This is a genomic window from Ancylobacter sp., from assembly GCF_965229075.1.
In the GTDB taxonomy this organism is placed as follows: Bacteria; Pseudomonadota; Alphaproteobacteria; order Rhizobiales; family Xanthobacteraceae; genus Ancylobacter.
In genome coordinates this window covers 2,445,018-2,463,966 of the sequence record NZ_CBDDIO010000002.1, presented here as the reverse complement: position 1 = coordinate 2,463,966, position 18,949 = coordinate 2,445,018, and the positions used below count along the sequence as shown (strand labels likewise).

Below are 18,949 nucleotides of genomic sequence, written 5' to 3'. Positions count from 1 at the left end.
GCTTGAGCGAGCGAGCGCAGGGCGATGACAGCGGAACCCGAACAGGACGAGAAGGCGGAACGGCTGCGCACGCTTTTGGGTGCGCGCTCCGTCGTACTCGTCGGCATGATGGGCGCCGGCAAATCCTCGGTCGGCAAGCGCCTCGCCCGCCGCCTCGCTTTGCCCTTCGCCGATGCCGATACCGAGATCGAGCAGGCGGCGGGGATGACCATTCCAGAGATTTTCGCCCTACGCGGCGAGCCGGCCTTCCGCGACGGCGAGAAAAAGGTGATCGCCCGCCTGCTGGAAGCCGGGCCGATGGTGCTCGCCACCGGCGGCGGCGCCTATATGAATGCCGACACCCGCGCCGCCATCGCCGCCAACGGCATCTGCGTCTGGCTGAAGGCCGAACTTGACGTGCTGCTGCGCCGCGTGCGCCGGCGTGACGACCGGCCGCTGTTGAAGAACGACCCGGAAGGCACGCTGGCCCGGCTGATCGACCAGCGCTACCCCGTCTATGCGGGGGCGGACCTCACCGTCGTGTCGCATGACGTGCCGCAGGAAGTGATGGTCGACACGGTGATCGAGGCCTTGATCGGCCATCTCGCCGCGCCAGGATCGGGAGACGAGACGTGAACAAGCAAGCCACCCCCTTGGCCGCCGACCGCACCCAGCTCAGTGTCGGGCTTGGCGATCGCTCCTATGACATCGTTATCGGCCCGGGCCTGCTGGCGGAAGCCGGCGCGCGCATCGCCGCGCTGCGGCCGGGCGCGCGCATCGGCATCGTTACCGACCGCAACGTCGCCGACCGCCATCTCAGCGTGGTCGAGACCTCGCTGCGCGAGGCCGGCCTGACCCCGACACCGATCCTCGTCGAGCCCGGCGAGAAGTCCAAATGCTTCGCCGTGTTCGAGCAGGTGGTGGACGCGCTGCTCGCCGCCCGCATCGAGCGGCGCGACCTCGTGCTGGCGCTGGGCGGCGGCGTGGTTGGCGATCTCGCCGGCTTCGCGGCGGCGGCGCTGCGGCGTGGTGTCGATTTCGTCCAGGCGCCCACCAGCCTGCTGGCGCAGGTCGATTCCTCCGTCGGCGGCAAGACCGGCATCAATTCGCGCCACGGCAAGAATCTGGTCGGTGCCTTCCACCAGCCGATTCTCGTGCTCGCCGACACGGGCGTGCTCGACACGCTGCCGCTGCGGGAGTTCCGTTCTGGCTATGCCGAAGTGGCCAAATACGGGCTGATCGACAACGCCCCGTTCTTCGGCTGGCTGGAGCGCCGCTGGGAAGCGGTGTTCCGCGGCGGGGCGGAGCGCATCGAGGCCATCGCCACCAGCTGCGCCTCCAAGGCCGCCGTGGTCAGCCGCGACGAGAAGGAGACGGGCGACCGCGCCTTGCTCAATCTCGGCCATACTTTCGGCCATGCGCTGGAAGCGGGCGCCGGCTTTTCCCAACGCCTGCTGCACGGCGAGGCGGTAGCGGTGGGCATGGCGCAGGCCTTCCGCTTTTCCGCCGCGCAGGGCCTGTGCGCGGCCGCGGATGCCGAGCGGGTGGAGACGCATCTGCGCACGGTCGGGCTGCCGACGCGCATCGCGGACATTCCCGGCGCCCTGCCCGACACGGACGGGCTGATGGACCTGATCGCGCAGGACAAGAAGGTCTCGCGCGGCGCGCTTACCTTCATCCTCGCGCGCGGCATTGGCCAGAGCTACATCGCGCGGGATGTTGATCCCGCGCAATTGCGCGCCTTCCTTGAGGAGGAGCGCCGGGGCCGCTAAGAAGGGCGCATGACCCTTTATGACTGGATGGCCCTCGGCGCCGTCGTCCTCTGCCTCCTGCTGTCCTTCTTCTTCTCCGGCAGCGAGACCGCACTGACGGCCTCCTCCAAGGCGCGCATGCACGCGCTTGAGAAGAACGGCGACGCCCGCGCCGCGCTGGTCAACCGGATGATGGCGCAGCGCGAGCGGCTCATCGGCGGCATCCTGCTCGGCAACAACCTGGTCAATATCGGCGCCTCCTCGCTCACCACGGGACTGCTACTGGCGTGGTTCGGCTCGGCCGGCATCGCCTATGCCACGGTGGGCATGACCGTCGTCGTCGTCATCTTCTCCGAGGTGCTGCCCAAGACCATCGCCATCAACCATCCCGACCGTGTGTCGCTGCTGGTGGCCGGGCCGATCCGCTTCATCGTCGGCCTGTTCGGCCCGCTCACCCTGGCCATCGAAGCCCTGGTGCGCGCGCTTCTGCGCGCCGTAGGCGTGCCGCTCGGCGCCACCACCAACGTGCTCTCCGCCTCGGAGGAACTGCGCGGCGCGGTCGACCTGCTGCACCGCGAGGGCAGCGTGGTGAAGGACGAGCGCGACATGCTCGGCGGCCTGCTCGATCTCGGCGAGCTGGAAGTCTCCGACATCATGGTCCACCGCACCAAGATGGCGAGCCTCAACGCCGACACGCCACCGGAGCGCATCGTGCAGGAGGTACTGGCCTCCCCGCATACGCGCCTGCCGCTGTGGCGCGAGCGGCCGGACAACATCATCGGCGTGCTGCACGCCAAGGACCTACTGCGCGAGTTGATGGCGCTCGGCAACGACACGTCCAAGCTCGACATCGAGAAGATCGCCCGCGCGCCGTGGTTCGTGCCTGATGTGACCTCGCTGCCGGATCAGCTGAAGGCGTTCCGCCGCCGCAAGCAGCATTTCGCGCTCGTGGTCGACGAGTATGGCGAGGTGATGGGTCTGGTGACCCTAGAGGACATTCTGGAGGAGATCGTCGGCGACATCTCCGACGAGCATGACCGCGCCTTCACCGGCGCCCGCCGCAACCCGGATGGCTCGGTCAGCGTCGAGGGCTCGGTGCCGATCCGCGATCTCAACCGCGCCATGGGCTGGCACCTGCCGGACGAGGAAGCGACCACCATCGCCGGCCTCGTCATCCACGAGGCCCGCATCATCCCCGAGCCGGGGCAGGCCTTCATGTTCCACGGCTTCCGCTTTCAGGTGATGCGCAAGCAGCGCAACCGCATCACCCTTCTGCGCGTCTCCGCGCTGCGGCGGGCGCAGGGGTAGTCCCTCCGCCGCCGCGCGGGATCGCGGATCAGCCCTGTGCGCCTCGCTTGGCGTCTCTCTTCGCCTGCGCGGCTTTGGTCCGCTGCGACACGCGGCCGACCTTTCCGGGATGAACCGAGGTGCGCCGGCGTCGGCTCGCGATCACCTCCATGCCCTCATCCGCCCGCGCCGCGCCGGGAGGCGGGCTGACGAAATTCTGCCGGCGCATCGCCAGCGCCTTTTCAGCGATCTCGGCCTGGCTCGGACGGGCGGCGATCTCGGCCCGGCGCTCGATCTCGCGGTTGAGACGCTTTACCGCCGCCGCGAACACCTGCTTGCGGCGGCTCGGCCGTTCATGCGTGCCGGGAAAGCTGCCGCCGCGCGGCTCCGCCTTGCCGCGTGAGATGCGCCGCTTCTCCCAGGCAAGGGTACGCTCCTTTGCGTGCAGGTCGCGCAGACGCTTGCGGGTCGATGAGAGATCGTCGTCGGATACGTCATAGATTTCAGGATGATGAGTAAGGCGAACGACCTCATATTCGTCGCGGCTGATCAGGCTGCGCTCGGCACGACCCGCAATCGACATGAATATCTCCTCCATACACCGAAACATTTTGCGAAGCCGGAAGCCGTGCCCGACCGCTCTACAGTGCGGGAAATGGATACGACCATGGCTCCATTGGGCATATGGAAGAGACGAATGGGAAATCAAGAAAATGAACGCAGAGACAGCACTCATAGGCGCTATACCCCGCCGAAAACGTTAGGGAAGCTCTATCGGAGACAGGCTTTACGCCGCTCTGGAAAAATGCCGCCGGCTCCCCATATCGGCGGAGCTTTCCTCTCCGGCGATGATGATCCGGCCGCTACTCGCCCGGCGCCTTGGCTTCGATGGCGAGGGCGTGCAGGCCACGCGCCAGTTCGTCCGCCAGCAGGCCGTTCACCAGACGATGCCGCGCCAGCCGGTTTTGGCCGGCAAAGGCTTGCGCGACAATCCGCACGCGAAGATGCGTGAGCTGACCGGGACGATGACCGCCATGACCTTCATGCCGATGACTCTCATCCTCGAGTTCGAGAACGCTGGGCGAGAGTTCGGCCAGTGCCGCCCGCACGCGGGCCAGCCTCTGGGAGATCGCATCATCGGTCGACAGCGGGGGAACGGGCGTGCTCATGCCCGATGCGGTACGCCCGCCGCCTAGCCGCGTCAACAGCCCGGTGCGGCATCCGCCGACCCGATTGCACCGCAATCGCCGCGCACACTTGGCGGTTCTGCACCGTATAAGGCGCGGGACCGCACCGTTTCCGCCGCGTCGTGGGGCCTCTGCCGCCCCGGAATGATGCGGCGGGGGCGGTGACGAACCCGCGGTTTCTTGTATACCTGCTCCAGCAACAGCATAATCGTCGGACCATGAAGCTCGACTCCCCCCTCTTCGATCGCATCCGGGTGAAGCCCGACCGTGATCGCCGCCTGAAGGCGGAAGGCCCTACCTGCGAATGGGAGGGCTGCTGCAATGCCGCGACTCACCGGGCGCCCAAGGGCCGGCAGATGGAAGGGCAGTTCTGGCGCTTCTGCTTCGAGCACACCCGCGCCTACAACCAGTCGTATAATTATTTCGCCGGCATGGGCGACGACGCCGTCGCCGCCTATCAGAAGGACGCGGCCACCGGCCATCGCCCAACCTGGAAGATGGGTTCCAAGGGCGGCGCGGCACGAGCAGCCGAGCACGCCAAGCGCCATGCGACGGAGAATATCGGCGATCCCTTCGGCATGTTCGGCGAGGTCGGCGGCCGGGCGCGACCTGAGCCGGAGGCCCCGCGCGAAAGCCGGATGATCCGCAATGCCGAGCGCCGCGCCTTCGAATCCCTCGGCGTGGAGATTTCCGCCACGCCGGAGGAGATCAAGGCCCGCTTCAAGGTGCTGGTGAAAAAATACCATCCCGACGCCAATGGCGGCGATATTTCAACCGAGGACCGTCTGCGCGACGTGATCCAGTCCTATAATCATCTCAAGAACGCGGGCTTCTGCTAGGGAAGCGCGTGCCAGACCAGCCCGCGCGCATGCGCGGCAACGGAGGAAGAATGACCGCCCCGCTCACGCAAGCGCCCGCGCTGCCGGACATGAAGGTCTCTGTTCGTCAGGTGTTCGGCATCGACGTTGATCTCGAAGTGCCGGCCTATGCCGAACCGGACGCCTATGTCCCGGAGATCGACCCGGACTATCTGTTCGACCGCCCGACCACGCTCGCCATTCTCGCCGGCTTTGCCCATAACCGCCGCGTGATGGTCACCGGCTATCACGGCACCGGCAAGTCGAGCCATATCGAGCAGGTCGCCGCCCGACTCAACTGGCCCTGCGTGCGCGTGAACCTCGACAGCCATATCAGCCGTATCGACCTGATCGGCAAGGACGCCATCGTGGTGAAGGAGGGCCTTCAGGTCACCGAGTTCCGCGACGGCATCCTGCCCTGGGCGTACCAGAACAATGTCGCGCTGGTGTTCGACGAATATGACGCCGGCCGCCCGGACGTGATGTTCGTCATCCAGCGCGTGCTGGAATCCGCCGGCCGCCTGACGCTGCTCGACCAGAACCGCGTCATCCGCCCGCACGGCGCGTTCCGCCTGTTCGCCACCGCCAACACGATCGGCCTCGGCGACACCACCGGCCTCTATCACGGCACGCAGCAGATCAACCAGGCGCAGATGGACCGCTGGTCCATCGTCACCACGCTGAACTATCTTGCGCATGACAAGGAAGTCGACATCGTCGTCTCCAAGGCCAAGAACCTGCAGACGCCGGAAGGCCGCGACACCGCCGCGCGCATGGTCCGCCTCGCCGACCTCACCCGCCAGGCCTTCATCAATGGCGACCTGTCGACGGTGATGAGCCCACGCACCGTCATCACCTGGGGCGAGAATGCCGAGATCTTCCAGGACCTCGCCTTCTCCTTCCGCGTGACCTTCCTCAACAAGTGCGACGAGCTGGAGCGCCCGCTGGTGGCGGAGTTCTACCAGCGCTGCTTCGGCAAGGAACTGACCGAATCCGCGGTCAACGTCGTCCTGTCCTAAGCGACACGCGCCCTCTCCCCGCCGGGGAGAGGGCACCGCCCCCGAGTTCGGGGCGACCTCCCGCAAGGGAGCCGTGATGCCAACCTCCAAGGCAAGCCCATGTCCACGTCGAACCGCACCACCCGCACGCCGCCCAAGGAAGCCCCGACCGAGCCGCTCAAGCGCGCCGTGACCGGCTGCCTGCGCGCCATTGCGGGCAATCGCGAGATCGACGTGACCTTCGGCGCAGAAAAGCCCGGCTATGCCGACGGCCGCGCCCGGCTGCCGGAGCCGGCGCGCCGTATGTCGAAGCACGACGCCGCCATCATGCGCGGCCATGCCGATTCCATGGCGCTGCGCATGGCCTGCCATGACCCGAAGATCCACCAGCGCCTGGTGCCGATGGGCGAGCAGGCCCGCGCCGCCTTCGAGGCGGCCGAGCAGACGCGCTGCGAATCCGTCGGCGCCCTGCGCATGGACGGCGTGGCGCTGAACCTCTCCGCCATGCTGGAAGACCGATACCAGAAGGCCAATTTCGCCAATCTCGCCGACCGCTCGGACGCGCCGCTGGAACACGCGCTCTCGCTCATTCTGCGCGAGCGCATGACCGGCATGGCCCCGCCCGCCGCCGCGCGCGAAATGGTCAATCTCTGGCGCGGCTTCATCGAGGAGCACGGTTCCGCCGCGCTCGATGAGCTGGCCGGCGCCGCCGAGAACCAGGCCCGCTTCGCCGAGGCGATGCGCGACCTGCTGTCCTCGCTCGGCATGGGCGAGGACATCGCCCCCTTCGACGAGAACAACGACCCCTCCACCGAGACCGACGACAGCCGCGACGACGACAACGGCAAGGGTAGCGACAGCGAGGAAGATGAGAACGCCGAGGGCCAGACCGAGGTCGATACCGATCTGTCCTCCGACCAGAACCCGGAAGAGTCCGAGGAGCAGCAGGACCAGCCGAATTCCGAACTGTCCGACGACGCGGAACTCGGCGAATCCGACGATGCGTCCGAACCGTGGAAGCCGGAGAACGCGGTGCCGGCCGAGCCGCGCCCGCCGGAATACCACCCCTTTACCCCGCGCTTCGACGAGACGGTGAACGCCGACGAGTTGTGCGACGCGGAGGAGCTGACCCGGCTGCGCGCCCATCTCGACAAGCAGCTGGTGCATCTCTCCGGCATCGTCGCCCGCCTCGCCAACCGGCTGCAGCGCCGGCTGATGGCGCAGCAGAGCCGCGGCTGGGAGTTCGACCTCGAAGAGGGTATGCTGGACCCGGCACGCCTGCACCGCATCATTCTCGACCCGATGCAGCCGCTCTCTTTCAAGCGCGAGCGCGACACCGATTTCCGCGACACCGTCGTCACCCTGCTGCTCGACAATTCCGGGTCGATGCGCGGGCGCCCGATCACCGTCGCCGCCGCCTGCGCCGATATTCTCGCCCGCACGCTGGAGCGCTGCGGGGTGAAGGTGGAAATTCTGGGCTTCACCACCAAGGCGTGGAAGGGCGGGCAGGCGCGCGAAGCGTGGCTTTCGGCTGGGAAGCCCGGCGCGCCCGGCCGGCTGAACGACCTGCGCCACATCATCTACAAGTCCGCCGACGCCCCCTGGCGCCGCGCCCGGCGGAATCTCGGCCTGATGATGCGCGAGGGGCTGCTGAAAGAGAACATCGACGGCGAGGCGCTGGAATGGGCGCATAACCGCCTGCTGGCGCGCAATGAATCGCGCCGCATCCTGATGATGATCTCCGACGGCGCGCCGGTGGACGATTCCACCCTTTCGGTGAACCCCGGCAACTATCTGGAGCGGCATCTGCGCTGGATGATCCAGCAGATCGAGGACAAGTCCCCGGTGGAACTGATCGCCATCGGCATCGGCCATGACGTGACGCGCTATTACAAGCGCGCCGTCACCATCGTCGACGCCGAGGAGTTGGGCGGCGCGATGACCGAAAAGCTGGCGGAACTGTTCAGCGAGCAAGGCGCGCGCGGCGGCGCCAAGGAGAGCAAGGGCCGCAGTGCCGCTGCCTTTGCGCAGGCGCCGAAGCCCGCCACGAAGCCCGCCGCTCCGGCCGGCCGCCCGACGGCGACCCCGCTCTCCACCCGCCGGGTGCATTGAGCGGCGCGGAAGCGGCGGCGGCCGTCTGTCCGCTGCCGTCATTCCGGCCGCAGCGAAGCGAAGAGACGGGATCGCGTTTGAAGATCCCGGGGACGATCCCGGATCGGCCTTCGGCCGTCCGGGACGACGTTTAGCGCGTCGATCGGGAAGTGGACCCTTGAAAGCCGCCGGGAGTGCCCCATATAGGCATCATCCCGGTCAGAACAGGGCTTCCGGCATGTTGGCACCTCGTCAGTGTCTCGCCGGATGGAGAGCGGTCAGGACGGATGTACTCCGACCGCACTTTCACCCTCCGGCCGCTTGACGAGCGGCCGGCCTCTGACCGGTTCTCTTCGTAGGAAGACAGGAAGCGCGCCCGCAAGGCGCGCTTTTTTGTTGGGGTCCGCGAGCCGGCGCGATGCGCCGGCTGCGCCTCAGACGGGATAGGGCGGGCGGGCGCCGCTCTGCTCATCGGCAAAGGACCCGCCGGGACCGGGATCGTCCGGCAGATGCGGCATGGCGACCACGGGCGAGACCTTCACCGCATTGTCCCCGGTCGCTTTGGCGGCGACGGGTTTGACCGGCGCCGGCGCGGGGGACGCCGCGACATCCCCTTTACCTTCCACCTCCGGCGCCAGGCTGGCGGCGGCGCTGTCGGCCGAGAGGTCGACCACAGGCGCGGTCGGCTCCGCCAGCGGGCGGCTCTCGATGGCGGCGGCGATGGCGAGCTTCACCCGCTCCGCCTCATTCTCCAGCATCGGCGTCGTGGCGAGGCCCGGCGGCAGCTTCCACTCATAGGCGTCGAGCCGGCCGGTAACCGGCGAGACCGGCCCCCAGGCTTCCGCCACCACGCCATCGGCCACCCAGGCTGGGTCGCGCTGGGCGCGGACGGCGCGGGCGGTCCATTCGCGCGCCTTGCCGACATCGCCATGCTCACCCGCTTCCAACTCGGCCATCAGCAGGCAGGTGCGCTGCGTCGGCGCCACCAGCAGCGGCGCCAGCGCGGTGCGCGCGACCTCATAGTCCTGCGCGTCGAGCGCGGCGCGGGCGAGTGCCATGGCGCTTTCCGGATGCGCCGGCTGGTACGCGGTGAGCGTGCGCACCCGCTTCAGCCGCTCGCGCGAGGCATCGCCGGGCCGCAGGTGCAGATAGGCGTCGGCGAGGTCCGGATGCGGCGTGGCGGCATAGGCCGCCTCGATGATCTTGGCCGCCTTGCGCACATCGCCGGAGGCGCCGAGCAGACGGCCGGCGATCTCGGCCGCCGGCACCAGCGTCGGGGCGAGGCGCGCGGCTTCCTGCGCCTTTTCCCGCGCGCTGGCGGGGTCGGAGAGTTCGAGCGCCTGCGCCTGCGCCGCGAGCAGCACCGCACGGCGGCGGCGATGGGTGGCACGGTCGAGCGCGCCATGCGCCGCCTCGCGCTCCAGCATGGCCAGCGCCCCGGCGAAATCGCCATTGAGGCAGCACGCCTCGATCACCGCATCCGCCGCCCAGGCGAGGCCCGGCTCGTGGCGGGCGGCTTCTTCCGCCGCCTGCAGTGCCGCGCCCTGGTCGCCGCGCCGGCGCGCTTCCACATGCAGGCCGCGCAGGCCGAGCAGCCGTGTGCCGGGCGCCTCGGTCATCGAGCGGAACACCGCCTCGGCGCCAGCGGCATCGCCGGAAAGCTGCGCCGCCTGCGCCGCCAGCAGCTTGGCGAGCGGTTCCTCGCCCAGGAGGCGCTGCGCATCATTGGCCGCCCGGCGCGCACCGACCGCGTCGCCCGAACCCACCGCGACAAGACCGCGCGTCACCGCCGACCAGCCGCGATTGCGCCGCCGGCTGCGCCAGGAATGGGCGATGCTGTCGGGCGAACGGACGATCAGCCGCAGCAGCGTCCACAGCAGGATCGCCGCCGCCAGCAGCGCCAGCAGGGCGCTGGCCGCGACCAGAATGCTGGTCTCAACCTGCCAGCCCTGCCAGTCGATCACCACCGCGCCGGGCCGGTCCGCCAGCCAGGCAATGCCGAACGCCACGGCGGAGAGAACGAGGAGATAGACGACGAGCCGGATCACTGGCTTGCTCCCGCGAGAGTGGCGAGCGCCCGCCGATGAAGGTCGGCGAGGGTGGCGAGCGCCGCCTGCCGGGCGTCCAGCGCGGCAAGCATGGGCTGGGCCGCGTTGCGCTCGGCTTCCGGCAGCGTGGCGATGGCGGTGCGTGCACCCTCGGCATCGCCCCGCGCCAGCGCGGCTTCCGCCTTGGCGAGATCGGCCGAGGCGGCGGCTTCATCGGAGCGGCGGATGGTGACGAGCTTCTGCGCCCCCTTCAGCAGCGTGCCGACGACGCCCTCCTCCGTGGCAGCGGCCGGCGCGGCCTCGGCCTTCGGCGCGGTGGCGGCGCGCAGCTGCGCGGCCAGCGCCGCATCCGTAGCATAGCCGGTGGCAGCGGCAGGCTGCAGCGCCGCCAGCGGCGCGGCCTGATCGCCGAGCAGCGCCTGCGCCGCCTTCAGTTCGGTGGCGAAGGGACGACCGGCGATCACCGCCTCGCGCAGCGTGCCGAGCACGACGATCTGCGCCGCGCCCTGGCCGCTGCTGCGCTGAGCGGCGGTGGCCGCGCCGAGCTTCTCCTCCAACGCGGCAACCCGGGCATTGGTGGCGTCGAGCGCGGCCGGGGTGGCCGCCGGAGCCGGAGCCGGAAGCGTATTCACCCGCTGTTCCAGCGCCTCGACCTGGCCCTTCACCGCCGCGACATCCTCGGGCGAAGCTGCCGGCGCGGCGGTCGTCGGAGCCGGCAGGGCGTCGACCTTGGAGCCGAGCGCGCCGAGCCCGCTTTCCAGCGCATCGAGCCGGGTGGCCAGTTCAGCGGGGGCGGCGAGCCCCGGCGCCGGCGCCTCGCCATTGCGCGCTTCCAGCATTTCCAGCCGCTGGCGCAGATCGAGCGCGCGCGCTTCCAGCTCGGTGATCGCCTCGACATTCTGCTCGGCGCTGGAAAAGGCGGAAACGACGGCGACGGCGAAAGCGGCGCCGATCACGCCGGAAATCAGTGCAATGAGGAGCGTGCCGAACAGGCCCAGCTGACGCTTGGGCGCCGGGGCGGCCGGCGGCGGCACGGGATGCACCGGCTCCAGCGGGTCCGGTCGCGCGTCAGCAGGCGCGTCCGTCGTCGCCGGTTCCTTGGCATCGGTGGGCGTCGCCGCGGCGTCGAGCACCGGCACCTCGCCAGCGGCGGGCGCGTCGGAACCGGTCGGTGGCTGGGTCGACGTGTCCGGCGCTGCAGCGGAAGCGGCCTCATCCGCCGGCACCGGCGCCGTGGCCGCGTCGTCGGCAGCCTTCGCGCCCTCGGGCGTCACGTCGCGGGCGGAAAGGTCGAGCGTCGGCGGCTTGCGGCGCGCGGGCTTGGCCCCCGCCTCCGGCTTGTTGGTCGCGCTCTTATTGGGATCGTCTGTCGCCACGTCCTTACCTCCGCCTTGATAAAGCGCCGGGCTGGCCCCTGGTTCCGGGATAGACCGCCCGCCCCCGCGCCGCAACCTCGGGAGACTGCGATGGTTTACCGGCCGATGAGATCGAACAGCCCGTCCTCGGTCGGCTCGCGCGCGATCCGGGTCGGCCAGCCCATCGCCGCCAGCGGCTTCGCCACATTGGCGGAGAAGCACAGATGCTCGACATGGCGGAAATGCGTCGCCAGCCCCGCCGCTTCCGCCCGCCCCGCCAGCGTCGCCGCCGTGCGCGGCGAAAAATGGAAGGCCGCGTCGATCCGCCCCGCCCGCACCGCCTCCACCGTCGCCGGCGCCAGGGCCTCAGCCGGCACGGTGCGGTAGATCACGAAAAGTTCGGTGGAAATGCCGGCGTCCGCCAGCACCGCACCGATGTCCACCGCCCGCTCCTCGCCGGCGATATAGAGCAGCCGTGCTCCGGCCGGCAGGCGCTCACGCAGCAAGACGCCCAGCGCCGCCCCGTCCCCGCCCGCCACATGCACCTCGGTAAAAGCAGCCGGGGCGGCCGCCGCCGTGCGCCGGCCGACGGCATAGAGCGGCAGACCGGCGAGCGCCGGCAGTTCCGGGCGCGCGCCCAGCAGCCGGGCACCATTGACGCTGGTCAGGGTCACTGCGTCGAAAGCGCCGGCCGGCAGAAGCGCCTCCGGCAGCGGTTCCACCGTCAGCATCGGATCCACCACCGCCCCATGCCCCGCCTCGCGCAGCCGCGCGGCGGTCGCCTGCGCGTCCGGCTGCGGCCGTGTCACCAGCACCCGCATCAGTGCGGCAACAGATCGGCCGGAACCATGGCGCGCATTTCCTTGCCCGCCGCAATGCCGAGTTCCAGCGCGCGGTTGATCGGCCCGTACCGCAAGATCTCGTAGAAGCGCGAGCCGTCCGGCGCCAGCACCACGCCGCGGAAGCGGATCTCGTCGCCTTCCACCTGCGCCAGCCCGCCAATCGGCGTGCGGCAGGAGCCGTCGAGCTCGGCGAGATAGGCCCGCTCCACCCGCAAAGCGAGGCCAGTCGCGGGGCTCACGACAGGCACCACCAGCGCGTCCACCGCGATATCGCCGAAGCGGGTCTCGATCGCCACCGCACCCTGGCCGACAGCGGGGAGAAAATCCGTGGTCTCCAGCACCGAACTCACCTTGTCGGCGAGGCCGAGCCGGCTCAGCCCGGCATAGGCGAGCAGCGTGCCGTCGAATTCGCCGCTTTCCACCTTGGCGAGGCGGGTATGCACATTGCCGCGCAGCAGCGACACGTCGAGGTCTGGCCGCAGCCGGCGCAGCTGCGCCTCGCGCCGCAGCGAGGCGGTGCCGACGCGCGCGCCGGGCTTGAGGTCGCGCAGCGCCACGCCCTCGCGCAGGATCAGCGCGTCGCGCACATCCGCACGCGGGAGGTAGCCGACAAGGTGCAGCCCGTCCGGCAGCCGCGTCGGCATGTCCTTGGCCGAATGCACGGCGAGGTCGATGCGCCGGTCGAGCAGCGCTTCCTCAAGCTCCTTGGTGAACAGCCCCTTGCCGCCGGCCTCGGAGAGCGCGCGGTCGGTGATGGCGTCGCCCGTGGTGCGGATCACCTGCACTTCCACCGCCTCGTCCGGCCAGCGATGCGCCTTCAAGAGCGCGTCGCGTACCGCATGCGCCTGCCACAGGGCGAGCGGGCTGCCACGGGTGCCGAGCCGGAGTTTGGGAAGCGATTGCGTCATGCCGTCCTGCGGTGCTAGCGGTTCGTATGCGTTCAGTTCACCGGCCAACCCCGTAAAGTCAATGCGTGATCTTCTCCTGCTCGGCATCGAGACCACCTGCGACGAGACCGCCGCCGCGGTGGTGCGTCGGCGTGCCGACGGGACCGGCGCGATCCTGTCCAACATCGTGCATTCGCAGACCGAGGACCATGCGGAGTATGGCGGCGTGGTGCCGGAGATCGCCGCCCGCGCCCATGTCGAAGTGCTCGACCATCTGGTCGCCCGCGCCCTGCGCGCCGCCGGGCTGCGGCTCGACGAGATCGACGGCATCGCCGCCGCCGCCGGCCCCGGGCTGATCGGCGGTGTCATCGTCGGCCTCACCACCGCCAAGGCGCTGGCGCTGGCGGCAAACAAGCCGCTGGTCGCGGTCAATCACCTCGAAGCGCACGCCCTCACCGCGCGGCTCACCGACAAGGTGCCCTTCCCCTTCCTGCTGCTGCTCGTCTCCGGCGGCCACACCCAGCTCGTCGCCGTCACCGGCATCGGTGAATATGAGAAGCTCGGCGGCACGATGGACGACGCCATCGGCGAGGCCTTCGACAAGACCGCCAAGATGCTCGGCCTGCCCTATCCCGGCGGCCCGGCAGTGGAGCGCGCGGCGTTGCAGGGAGACCCCGAGCGCTTCGCCCTGCCGCGCCCGTTGCACGGCAAGCCGGTGCCGGATTTCTCGCTGTCCGGCCTCAAGACCGCCGTGCGCATCGAGGCGCTGAAGATCGCCCCGCTGAGCGAGCAGGATGTGAACGATCTGTGCGCCTCGTTCCAGGCGGCGGTGGTCGACATTCTCGCCGACCGCGTACGCTGCGCGCTGCGGCTGATGCGCCATCAGGGGCTGAAGCCCTCCGCGCTGGTGCTGGCCGGCGGCGTCGGCGCCAACCAGTCGGTGCGCCGGGCGCTGCACAAGGTCGCGGCCGATGGCGGCACCCGCCTCGCCGTGCCGCCGCCGGAGCTGTGCACCGACAATGGCGCGATGATCGCCTGGGCCGGCGCCGAGCGGCTGGCGCGCGGTCTGCACGACGGGCTCGACGCCTCCCCCCGCGCCCGCTGGCCGCTGGGCGAGATCGAGGGCGTGGGCGCGGCCCGGGCCGCGGCGCAGGCTGCCGAGGTCGCCGCCGACACTCCCGCCGTGCCGCCCGCCGCCGCCCCGTCCGCCCCGTCCGAAGGGATCGGCGGCTGATGCCGGCACGCTTCGCCTCCATCGGCGTGGTCGGGGCCGGCGCCTGGGGAACGGCGCTGGCCAATGCCGCCGCCCGCGCCGGACGCGAGGTGGTGCTGTGGGGCCGCGACGCGGCGCTGATGCAAACGCTGGCACAGCGGCGCGCCAATCCCGCGCATCTGCCCGGCGTGTCGCTGGCCGATTCGGTGCGCCCGACGGACGATCTCGCCGCCGCCGCCGCCACCGATGCGGTGCTCCTCGTTGTGCCCGCACAGGCCAGCCGCGCCGTGGCCACCGCCCTCGCCCCGCATCTCGCGCCGGGCACGCCGGTCGTCACCTGCGCCAAGGGCATTGAGCGCGGCACCTCGCTTTTCATGACGCAGGTGCTGGGCGAAGCCTGCCCTCGCGCCGTGCCGGCGATCCTTTCCGGCCCCAGCTTCGCCGCCGATGTCGCGGCCGGCCTGCCCACCGCCGTGACGCTGGCCGCGCGGGACGGCGCGGTGGCCGAGGCGCTGGCCACCGCGCTCGGCTCCGGGTCGTTCCGGCTCTATCACAGCGAGGATGTGCGCGGGGTCGAGATCGGCGGCGCGGCCAAGAACGTGCTCGCCATCGCCGCCGGCATTGTCGGTGGCCGCAAGCTCGGTGCCAGCGCCGGGGCGGCGCTGATCGCGCGCGGCTTCGCCGAGCTCATGCGCTTCGGCAAGGCCTATGGCGCGCGGGCGGAAACGCTCACCGGCCTGTCGGGCCTCGGCGATCTCATCCTCACCTGCTCCACCGCGCAATCGCGCAACTACGCGCTCGGTCTCAGCCTCGGCCAGGAGGAGGGCCTGCACCCGCCGGGCAAGCTGGCGGAAGGCGCGCTCACCGCCAGCGTGCTGGTGGCGATGGCGCAGGCGCGCGGCGTCGACATGCCCATCGCCCGCGCGGTGGAAGACGTGCTGGCCGGGCGCCATGGCATCGAGCAGGCGATCGGCTCGCTGCTGGCCCGCCCGCAAAAGGCGGAAGCGTGAGACGCGGCGCGCCGGACCCTGCGAGATGACGGAGGCGCGGCGAAGCGGTAAGTGAATGAGCCTTCCGGCGAGGTCATCAGGAGTGGAAATGGCGCACTGGCTCTACAAGTCCGAACCCTTCAAATGGTCCTGGGAGCAGCAGGTCGCCGCCGCCGACAAGGGCACCCACTGGGATGGGGTGCGCAATCACCTCGCCAAGCAGCAGCTTCTCGCCATGCGGCTCGGCGACCGGGGGTTCTTCTACCATTCGAACGAGGGCAAGGAGATCGTCGGCATCGTCGAGGTGATCAAGGAAGCCTATCCCGACCCTTCCGACCCCTCGGGCAAGTTCGTCATGGTCGACCTCAAGGCGGTGGCGGCGCTGAAGAACCCGGTGTCGCTCGCGGCGGTGAAGGCGGAACCGCGCCTCGCCGAGATGGCGCTGATGAAATTCTCGCGCCTCTCAGTCCAACCCGTCACCGACGCCGAATGGGACATCGTGCTGGAGATGGCGGGCGGCACATTTTGACGCCGCGCGGCATCGCCGATCCCGACGCCTTCATCCGCGCCGAGACGCAGCGCCTCGCCCCGCCGCTGGTGCCGGAGATCACGCTGCACCTTGCCGAGGAATCGCTGCCGATCTGGCAGCGCACCGAGGAGGAGCTGGGCGAGATCGGCCTGCCGCCGCCGTTCTGGGCCTTCGCCTGGGCCGGTGGGCAGGCGCTGGCGCGCTACATCCTTGACCGTCCTGAGACGGTGCGCGGCAAGCGCGTGCTGGATTTCGCCGCCGGCTCGGGGCTGGTCGGCATCGCCGCCATGAAGGCCGGCGCGGCCCATGTCGCCTGCGCGGACATCGACCGCTTCGCCCATGCCGCCATCGCGGCGAATGCCGCGCTCAACGGCACGGCGGTGGACGTGCTCACCGCCGATGTGGTGGGCACCGAGGGCGGCTGGGACGTGGTGCTGGCCGGCGACATCGCCTATGAGCGCGACCTGGCGACGCGGGTCTTCGCCTGGCTGGAAGCCCTCGCGGCGGGCGGCGTCGAGGTGTGGATCGGCGATCCCGGCCGCTCCTATCTGCCGCGCGAGCGGCTGGAAAAGATGGCGGACTATGCCGTTCCGGTCTCGCGCGAGCTGGAAGACGCGGAGATCAAGGCCACCAGCGTCTGGCGCCCGAAGCCGCGCTGAGAGCGGACGCGGCGTGCCCCTCCGCGCGACTACCTACCGACCAAAGTTGCGCGCCCGCGCGCTTGTCCCGCCCCGGCGGGGTCACCATAATCCCGCCGAAGCAAGAGAGGGCGCACAGCGCCGCCTGATGGGGAGAACGCCATGTCCGACAAGATTTACGACGTGCCCGCGGAGTGGGCGAAGCGGGCCTTCCTCGATGATCGCGCCTATCAGGCGAAGTATGAGGCCTCGCTCAACGACCCGCAGGCCTTCTGGGCCGACGAGGGCAAGCGCATCGAGTGGTTCGAGCCCTATACGGTGGTGAAGAACACCTCCTTCGACCCCGGCCATGTCTCGATCAAATGGTTCGAGGACGGCGTCACCAACGTCGCCTGGAACTGCATCGACCGACATCTGCCGACCCGCGCCGACCAGGTCGCCATCATCTGGGAAGGCGACGACCCGTCCGAGCACCGCCACATCACCTATCAGGAGCTGCATGACGAGGTCTGCCGCTTCGCCAATGTGCTGCGCAACCGCAATGTGGAGAAGGGCGACCGCGTCACCATCTACATGCCGATGATCCCCGAGGCGGCCTATGCGATGCTCGCCTGCGCGCGGCTCGGCGCGGTGCATTCGGTGGTGTTCGGCGGCTTCTCGCCGGACAGCCTCGCCGGCCGCATCCGCGATTGCGGCTCCAAGGTCGTCATCACCGCCGATGAGGGCCTGCGCGGCGGCCGCAAGGTGCCGCTGAAGGCCAATGTCGACGCCGCCATCGCCAAGCTCGGCGATGTCGAGGTGGACCACGTCGTCGTCGTCCGCCGCACCGGCGGGGCGGTGAACATGGAGCCCGGCCGCGACGTCTGGTACCACGAGGCTGCGGAGCTGGTGACCCGCCATTGCCCGGCGACGCCGGTGAACGCGGAGCACCCGCTGTTCATCCTCTACACCTCGGGCTCGACCGGCCTGCCCAAGGGCGTGCTGCACACGACGGGCGGCTATCTCGTCTATGCCTCGATGACCCACCAGTATGTCTTCGACTATCACGACGGCGACATCTACTGGTGCACCGCCGATATCGGCTGGGTCACCGGCCACAGCTACATCGTCTATGGCCCGCTCGCCAACGGCGCCACCACGCTGATGTTCGAGGGCGTGCCGAACTACCCGACCAATTCCCGCTTCTGGGAGGTCATCGACAAGCACAAGGTCAACATCTTCTACACCGCCCCCACCGCCATCCGCGCGCTGATGCAGGGCGGCGATGCGCCGGTGACCAAGACCAGCCGCGCCTCGCTACGCCTGCTCGGTTCGGTCGGCGAGCCGATCAACCCGGAAGCGTGGGAATGGTATCACCGCGTGGTCGGCGAGGAGCGCTGCCCCATCGTCGATACCTGGTGGCAGACCGAGACCGGCGGCATCCTCATCACCCCCCTCCCTGGCGCCACCAAGCTGAAGCCCGGCTCGGCGACGCGCCCGTTCTTCGGCGTGATCCCGGAAGTGGTGGACGCGGAAGGCAACCCGCTCAGCGGCGCCTGCGAGGGCAATCTTGTCATCGCCGATTCCTGGCCGGGGCAGATGCGCACGGTCTATGGCGACCATGAGCGCTTTATGCAGACCTATTTCTCCACCTATCCCGGCAAGTATTTCACCGGCGATGGCTGCCGCCGCGACGCCGACGGCTATTACTGGATCACCGGCCGCGTCGACGACGTGATCAACGTCTCCGGCCACCGGATGGGCACGGCCGAGGTGGAAAGCGCCCTCGTCGCGCATCCCAAGGTGTCGGAGGCCGCCGTGGTCGGCTATCCCCACGACATAAAGGGTCAGGGCATCTACGCCTATGTGACGCTGATGGCCGGTGTCGAGCCGACCGAGGCGCTGCGCAAGGAACTCGTGGTCTGGGTGCGGCAGGAGATCGGCCCCATCGCCTCGCCGGACCTCATCCAGTTCGCCCCCGGCCTGCCCAAGACCCGCTCCGGCAAGATCATGCGCCGCATCCTGCGCAAGATCGCCGAGGACGAGTTCGGCAGTCTCGGCGACACCTCGACGCTGGCCGACCCGGCCGTGGTGGACGATCTCATCTCCCACCGCCAGAACAAGAAGCACGCGGCGGTGTGAGCCGGGTTTGGGATCCGGCACGGATGTGATCATCCGGGCCGGCCCAGCATCGGTGATCCCGGCCCCGCCATCCGTCATCCCGGCCGGCGCGTAGCGCAGAGCCGGGATCGCCTCCCATGTCGCAGACGATCCCGGATGGGCCTGCGGCCGTCCGGGATGACGGCCGGGGATGTGAGC

At 69.8% G+C, this 18,949-nt stretch carries 17 protein-coding genes; 11 read left to right on the top strand and 6 right to left on the bottom strand.

The window, feature by feature from the left end; all coding sequences use genetic code 11:
- Positions 1-24 precede the first annotated feature (24 nt).
- From ACO07Z_RS17595 to ACO07Z_RS17585, 3 genes are read left to right on the top strand one after another with little or no spacing between them, the layout of a single operon-like run.
- Positions 25-615: a shikimate kinase gene (locus ACO07Z_RS17595; RefSeq protein WP_421699887.1), complete on the top strand. Its 591-nt coding sequence runs from the start codon at positions 25-27 to the stop codon at positions 613-615.
- Positions 612-1,751 carry a 3-dehydroquinate synthase gene (gene aroB, locus ACO07Z_RS17590; protein ID WP_421699886.1) on the top strand — a complete coding sequence of 380 codons (1,140 nt, stop codon included), beginning with the start codon at positions 612-614 and terminating at the stop codon, positions 1,749-1,751. Before ACO07Z_RS17595 ends, aroB begins: the two co-directional genes overlap by 4 nt.
- Positions 1,752-1,760: 9 nt before the next feature.
- Positions 1,761-3,038 carry an HlyC/CorC family transporter gene (locus ACO07Z_RS17585; RefSeq protein ID WP_421699885.1) on the top strand — a complete coding sequence of 426 codons (1,278 nt, stop codon included), beginning with the start codon at positions 1,761-1,763 and terminating at the stop codon, positions 3,036-3,038.
- Between the two features lie 28 nt (positions 3,039-3,066).
- On the opposite strand, the gene ACO07Z_RS17580 is transcribed toward ACO07Z_RS17585, so the two are convergent.
- Both ACO07Z_RS17580 and ACO07Z_RS17575 read right to left on the bottom strand, forming a co-directional pair.
- A complete protein-coding gene (locus ACO07Z_RS17580; protein ID WP_421699884.1) occupies positions 3,067-3,753 on the bottom strand; it encodes a hypothetical protein in 687 nt (228 codons plus the stop codon).
- 127 nt (positions 3,754-3,880) lie between these two features.
- Complete coding sequence (locus ACO07Z_RS17575; protein ID WP_421699883.1) at positions 3,881-4,186, bottom strand: BolA family protein; 306 nt, start codon at positions 4,184-4,186, stop codon at positions 3,881-3,883.
- Positions 4,187-4,422: 236 nt separating this feature from the next.
- Here ACO07Z_RS17575 and ACO07Z_RS17570 point away from each other — a divergent pair, with 236 nt between their 5' ends.
- From ACO07Z_RS17570 to cobT, 3 genes are all read left to right on the top strand, one after another.
- Positions 4,423-5,043: a J domain-containing protein gene (locus ACO07Z_RS17570; protein WP_421699882.1), complete on the top strand. Its 621-nt coding sequence runs from the start codon at positions 4,423-4,425 to the stop codon at positions 5,041-5,043.
- 50 nt (positions 5,044-5,093) lie between these two features.
- Positions 5,094-6,080, top strand: coding sequence for a cobaltochelatase subunit CobS (gene cobS / locus ACO07Z_RS17565; protein ID WP_244375109.1), 987 nt, complete (start codon positions 5,094-5,096; stop codon positions 6,078-6,080).
- Between the two features lie 99 nt (positions 6,081-6,179).
- Entirely contained in the window at positions 6,180-8,171 is a 1,992-nt protein-coding gene (gene cobT / locus ACO07Z_RS17560) for a cobaltochelatase subunit CobT (protein WP_421699881.1), read from the top strand.
- A gap of 413 nt (positions 8,172-8,584) precedes the next feature.
- On the opposite strand, the gene ACO07Z_RS17555 is transcribed toward cobT, so the two are convergent.
- The 4 genes from ACO07Z_RS17555 to hemC all read right to left on the bottom strand — a co-directional run bounded on the left by ACO07Z_RS17555 (position 8,585) and on the right by hemC (position 13,303).
- Complete coding sequence (locus ACO07Z_RS17555) at positions 8,585-10,198, bottom strand: heme biosynthesis protein HemY (RefSeq protein ID WP_421699880.1); 1,614 nt, start codon at positions 10,196-10,198, stop codon at positions 8,585-8,587.
- On the bottom strand, positions 10,195-11,574 hold the full coding sequence (locus ACO07Z_RS17550) for a COG4223 family protein (RefSeq protein WP_421699879.1): 1,380 nt from the start codon (positions 11,572-11,574) through the stop codon (positions 10,195-10,197). The genes ACO07Z_RS17555 and ACO07Z_RS17550 overlap by 4 nt, the downstream gene beginning before the upstream one ends.
- 95 nt (positions 11,575-11,669) lie before the next feature.
- Positions 11,670-12,362 carry a uroporphyrinogen-III synthase gene (locus ACO07Z_RS17545; RefSeq protein WP_421699878.1) on the bottom strand — a complete coding sequence of 231 codons (693 nt, stop codon included), beginning with the start codon at positions 12,360-12,362 and terminating at the stop codon, positions 11,670-11,672.
- 11 nt (positions 12,363-12,373) lie between these two features.
- The gene (hemC, locus tag ACO07Z_RS17540; RefSeq protein ID WP_421699877.1) at positions 12,374-13,303 is read right to left on the bottom strand and encodes a hydroxymethylbilane synthase; all 930 of its coding nucleotides are present in this window, start codon (positions 13,301-13,303) and stop codon (positions 12,374-12,376) included.
- Between the two features lie 61 nt (positions 13,304-13,364).
- Here hemC and tsaD point away from each other — a divergent pair, with 61 nt between their 5' ends.
- The 5 genes from tsaD (at position 13,365) to acs (ending at position 18,772) form a co-directional block, all read left to right on the top strand.
- Complete coding sequence (gene tsaD, locus ACO07Z_RS17535; protein WP_421699876.1) at positions 13,365-14,516, top strand: tRNA (adenosine(37)-N6)-threonylcarbamoyltransferase complex transferase subunit TsaD; 1,152 nt, start codon at positions 13,365-13,367, stop codon at positions 14,514-14,516.
- Complete coding sequence (locus ACO07Z_RS17530) at positions 14,516-15,505, top strand: NAD(P)H-dependent glycerol-3-phosphate dehydrogenase (RefSeq protein WP_421699875.1); 990 nt, start codon at positions 14,516-14,518, stop codon at positions 15,503-15,505. Before tsaD ends, ACO07Z_RS17530 begins: the two co-directional genes overlap by 1 nt.
- A gap of 88 nt (positions 15,506-15,593) precedes the next feature.
- Positions 15,594-16,013 (top strand): EVE domain-containing protein, encoded by a 420-nt coding sequence (locus ACO07Z_RS17525; RefSeq protein ID WP_421699874.1) that lies wholly within the window; start codon positions 15,594-15,596, stop codon positions 16,011-16,013.
- Entirely contained in the window at positions 15,974-16,672 is a 699-nt protein-coding gene (locus ACO07Z_RS17520; RefSeq protein ID WP_421699873.1) for a class I SAM-dependent methyltransferase, read from the top strand. The genes ACO07Z_RS17525 and ACO07Z_RS17520 overlap by 40 nt, the downstream gene beginning before the upstream one ends.
- A gap of 141 nt (positions 16,673-16,813) precedes the next feature.
- The gene (gene acs / locus ACO07Z_RS17515) at positions 16,814-18,772 is read left to right on the top strand and encodes an acetate--CoA ligase (RefSeq protein WP_421699872.1); all 1,959 of its coding nucleotides are present in this window, start codon (positions 16,814-16,816) and stop codon (positions 18,770-18,772) included.
- Positions 18,773-18,949: the final 177 nt, after the last annotated feature.

Bases quoted from the DNA above. Each gene is read 5' to 3' on its own strand.
- ACO07Z_RS17580 (WP_421699884.1), bottom strand. From the start codon at position 3,753: ATGAGTGCTGTCTCTGCGTTCATTTTCTTGATTTCCCATTCGTCTCTT.
- ACO07Z_RS17570 (WP_421699882.1), top strand. From the start codon at position 4,423: ATGAAGCTCGACTCCCCCCTCTTCGATCGCATCCGGGTGAAGCCCGAC.
- ACO07Z_RS17575 (WP_421699883.1), bottom strand. From the start codon at position 4,186: ATGAGCACGCCCGTTCCCCCGCTGTCGACCGATGATGCGATCTCCCAG.
- ACO07Z_RS17595 (WP_421699887.1), top strand. From the start codon at position 25: ATGACAGCGGAACCCGAACAGGACGAGAAGGCGGAACGGCTGCGCACG.
- cobS (WP_244375109.1), top strand. From the start codon at position 5,094: ATGACCGCCCCGCTCACGCAAGCGCCCGCGCTGCCGGACATGAAGGTC.
- cobT (WP_421699881.1), top strand. From the start codon at position 6,180: ATGTCCACGTCGAACCGCACCACCCGCACGCCGCCCAAGGAAGCCCCG.
- ACO07Z_RS17525 (WP_421699874.1), top strand. From the start codon at position 15,594: ATGGCGCACTGGCTCTACAAGTCCGAACCCTTCAAATGGTCCTGGGAG.
- tsaD (WP_421699876.1), top strand. From the start codon at position 13,365: ATGCGTGATCTTCTCCTGCTCGGCATCGAGACCACCTGCGACGAGACC.
- ACO07Z_RS17585 (WP_421699885.1), top strand. From the start codon at position 1,761: ATGACCCTTTATGACTGGATGGCCCTCGGCGCCGTCGTCCTCTGCCTC.
- ACO07Z_RS17530 (WP_421699875.1), top strand. From the start codon at position 14,516: ATGCCGGCACGCTTCGCCTCCATCGGCGTGGTCGGGGCCGGCGCCTGG.
- ACO07Z_RS17520 (WP_421699873.1), top strand. From the start codon at position 15,974: ATGGGACATCGTGCTGGAGATGGCGGGCGGCACATTTTGACGCCGCGC.
- acs (WP_421699872.1), top strand. From the start codon at position 16,814: ATGTCCGACAAGATTTACGACGTGCCCGCGGAGTGGGCGAAGCGGGCC.
- hemC (WP_421699877.1), bottom strand. From the start codon at position 13,303: ATGACGCAATCGCTTCCCAAACTCCGGCTCGGCACCCGTGGCAGCCCG.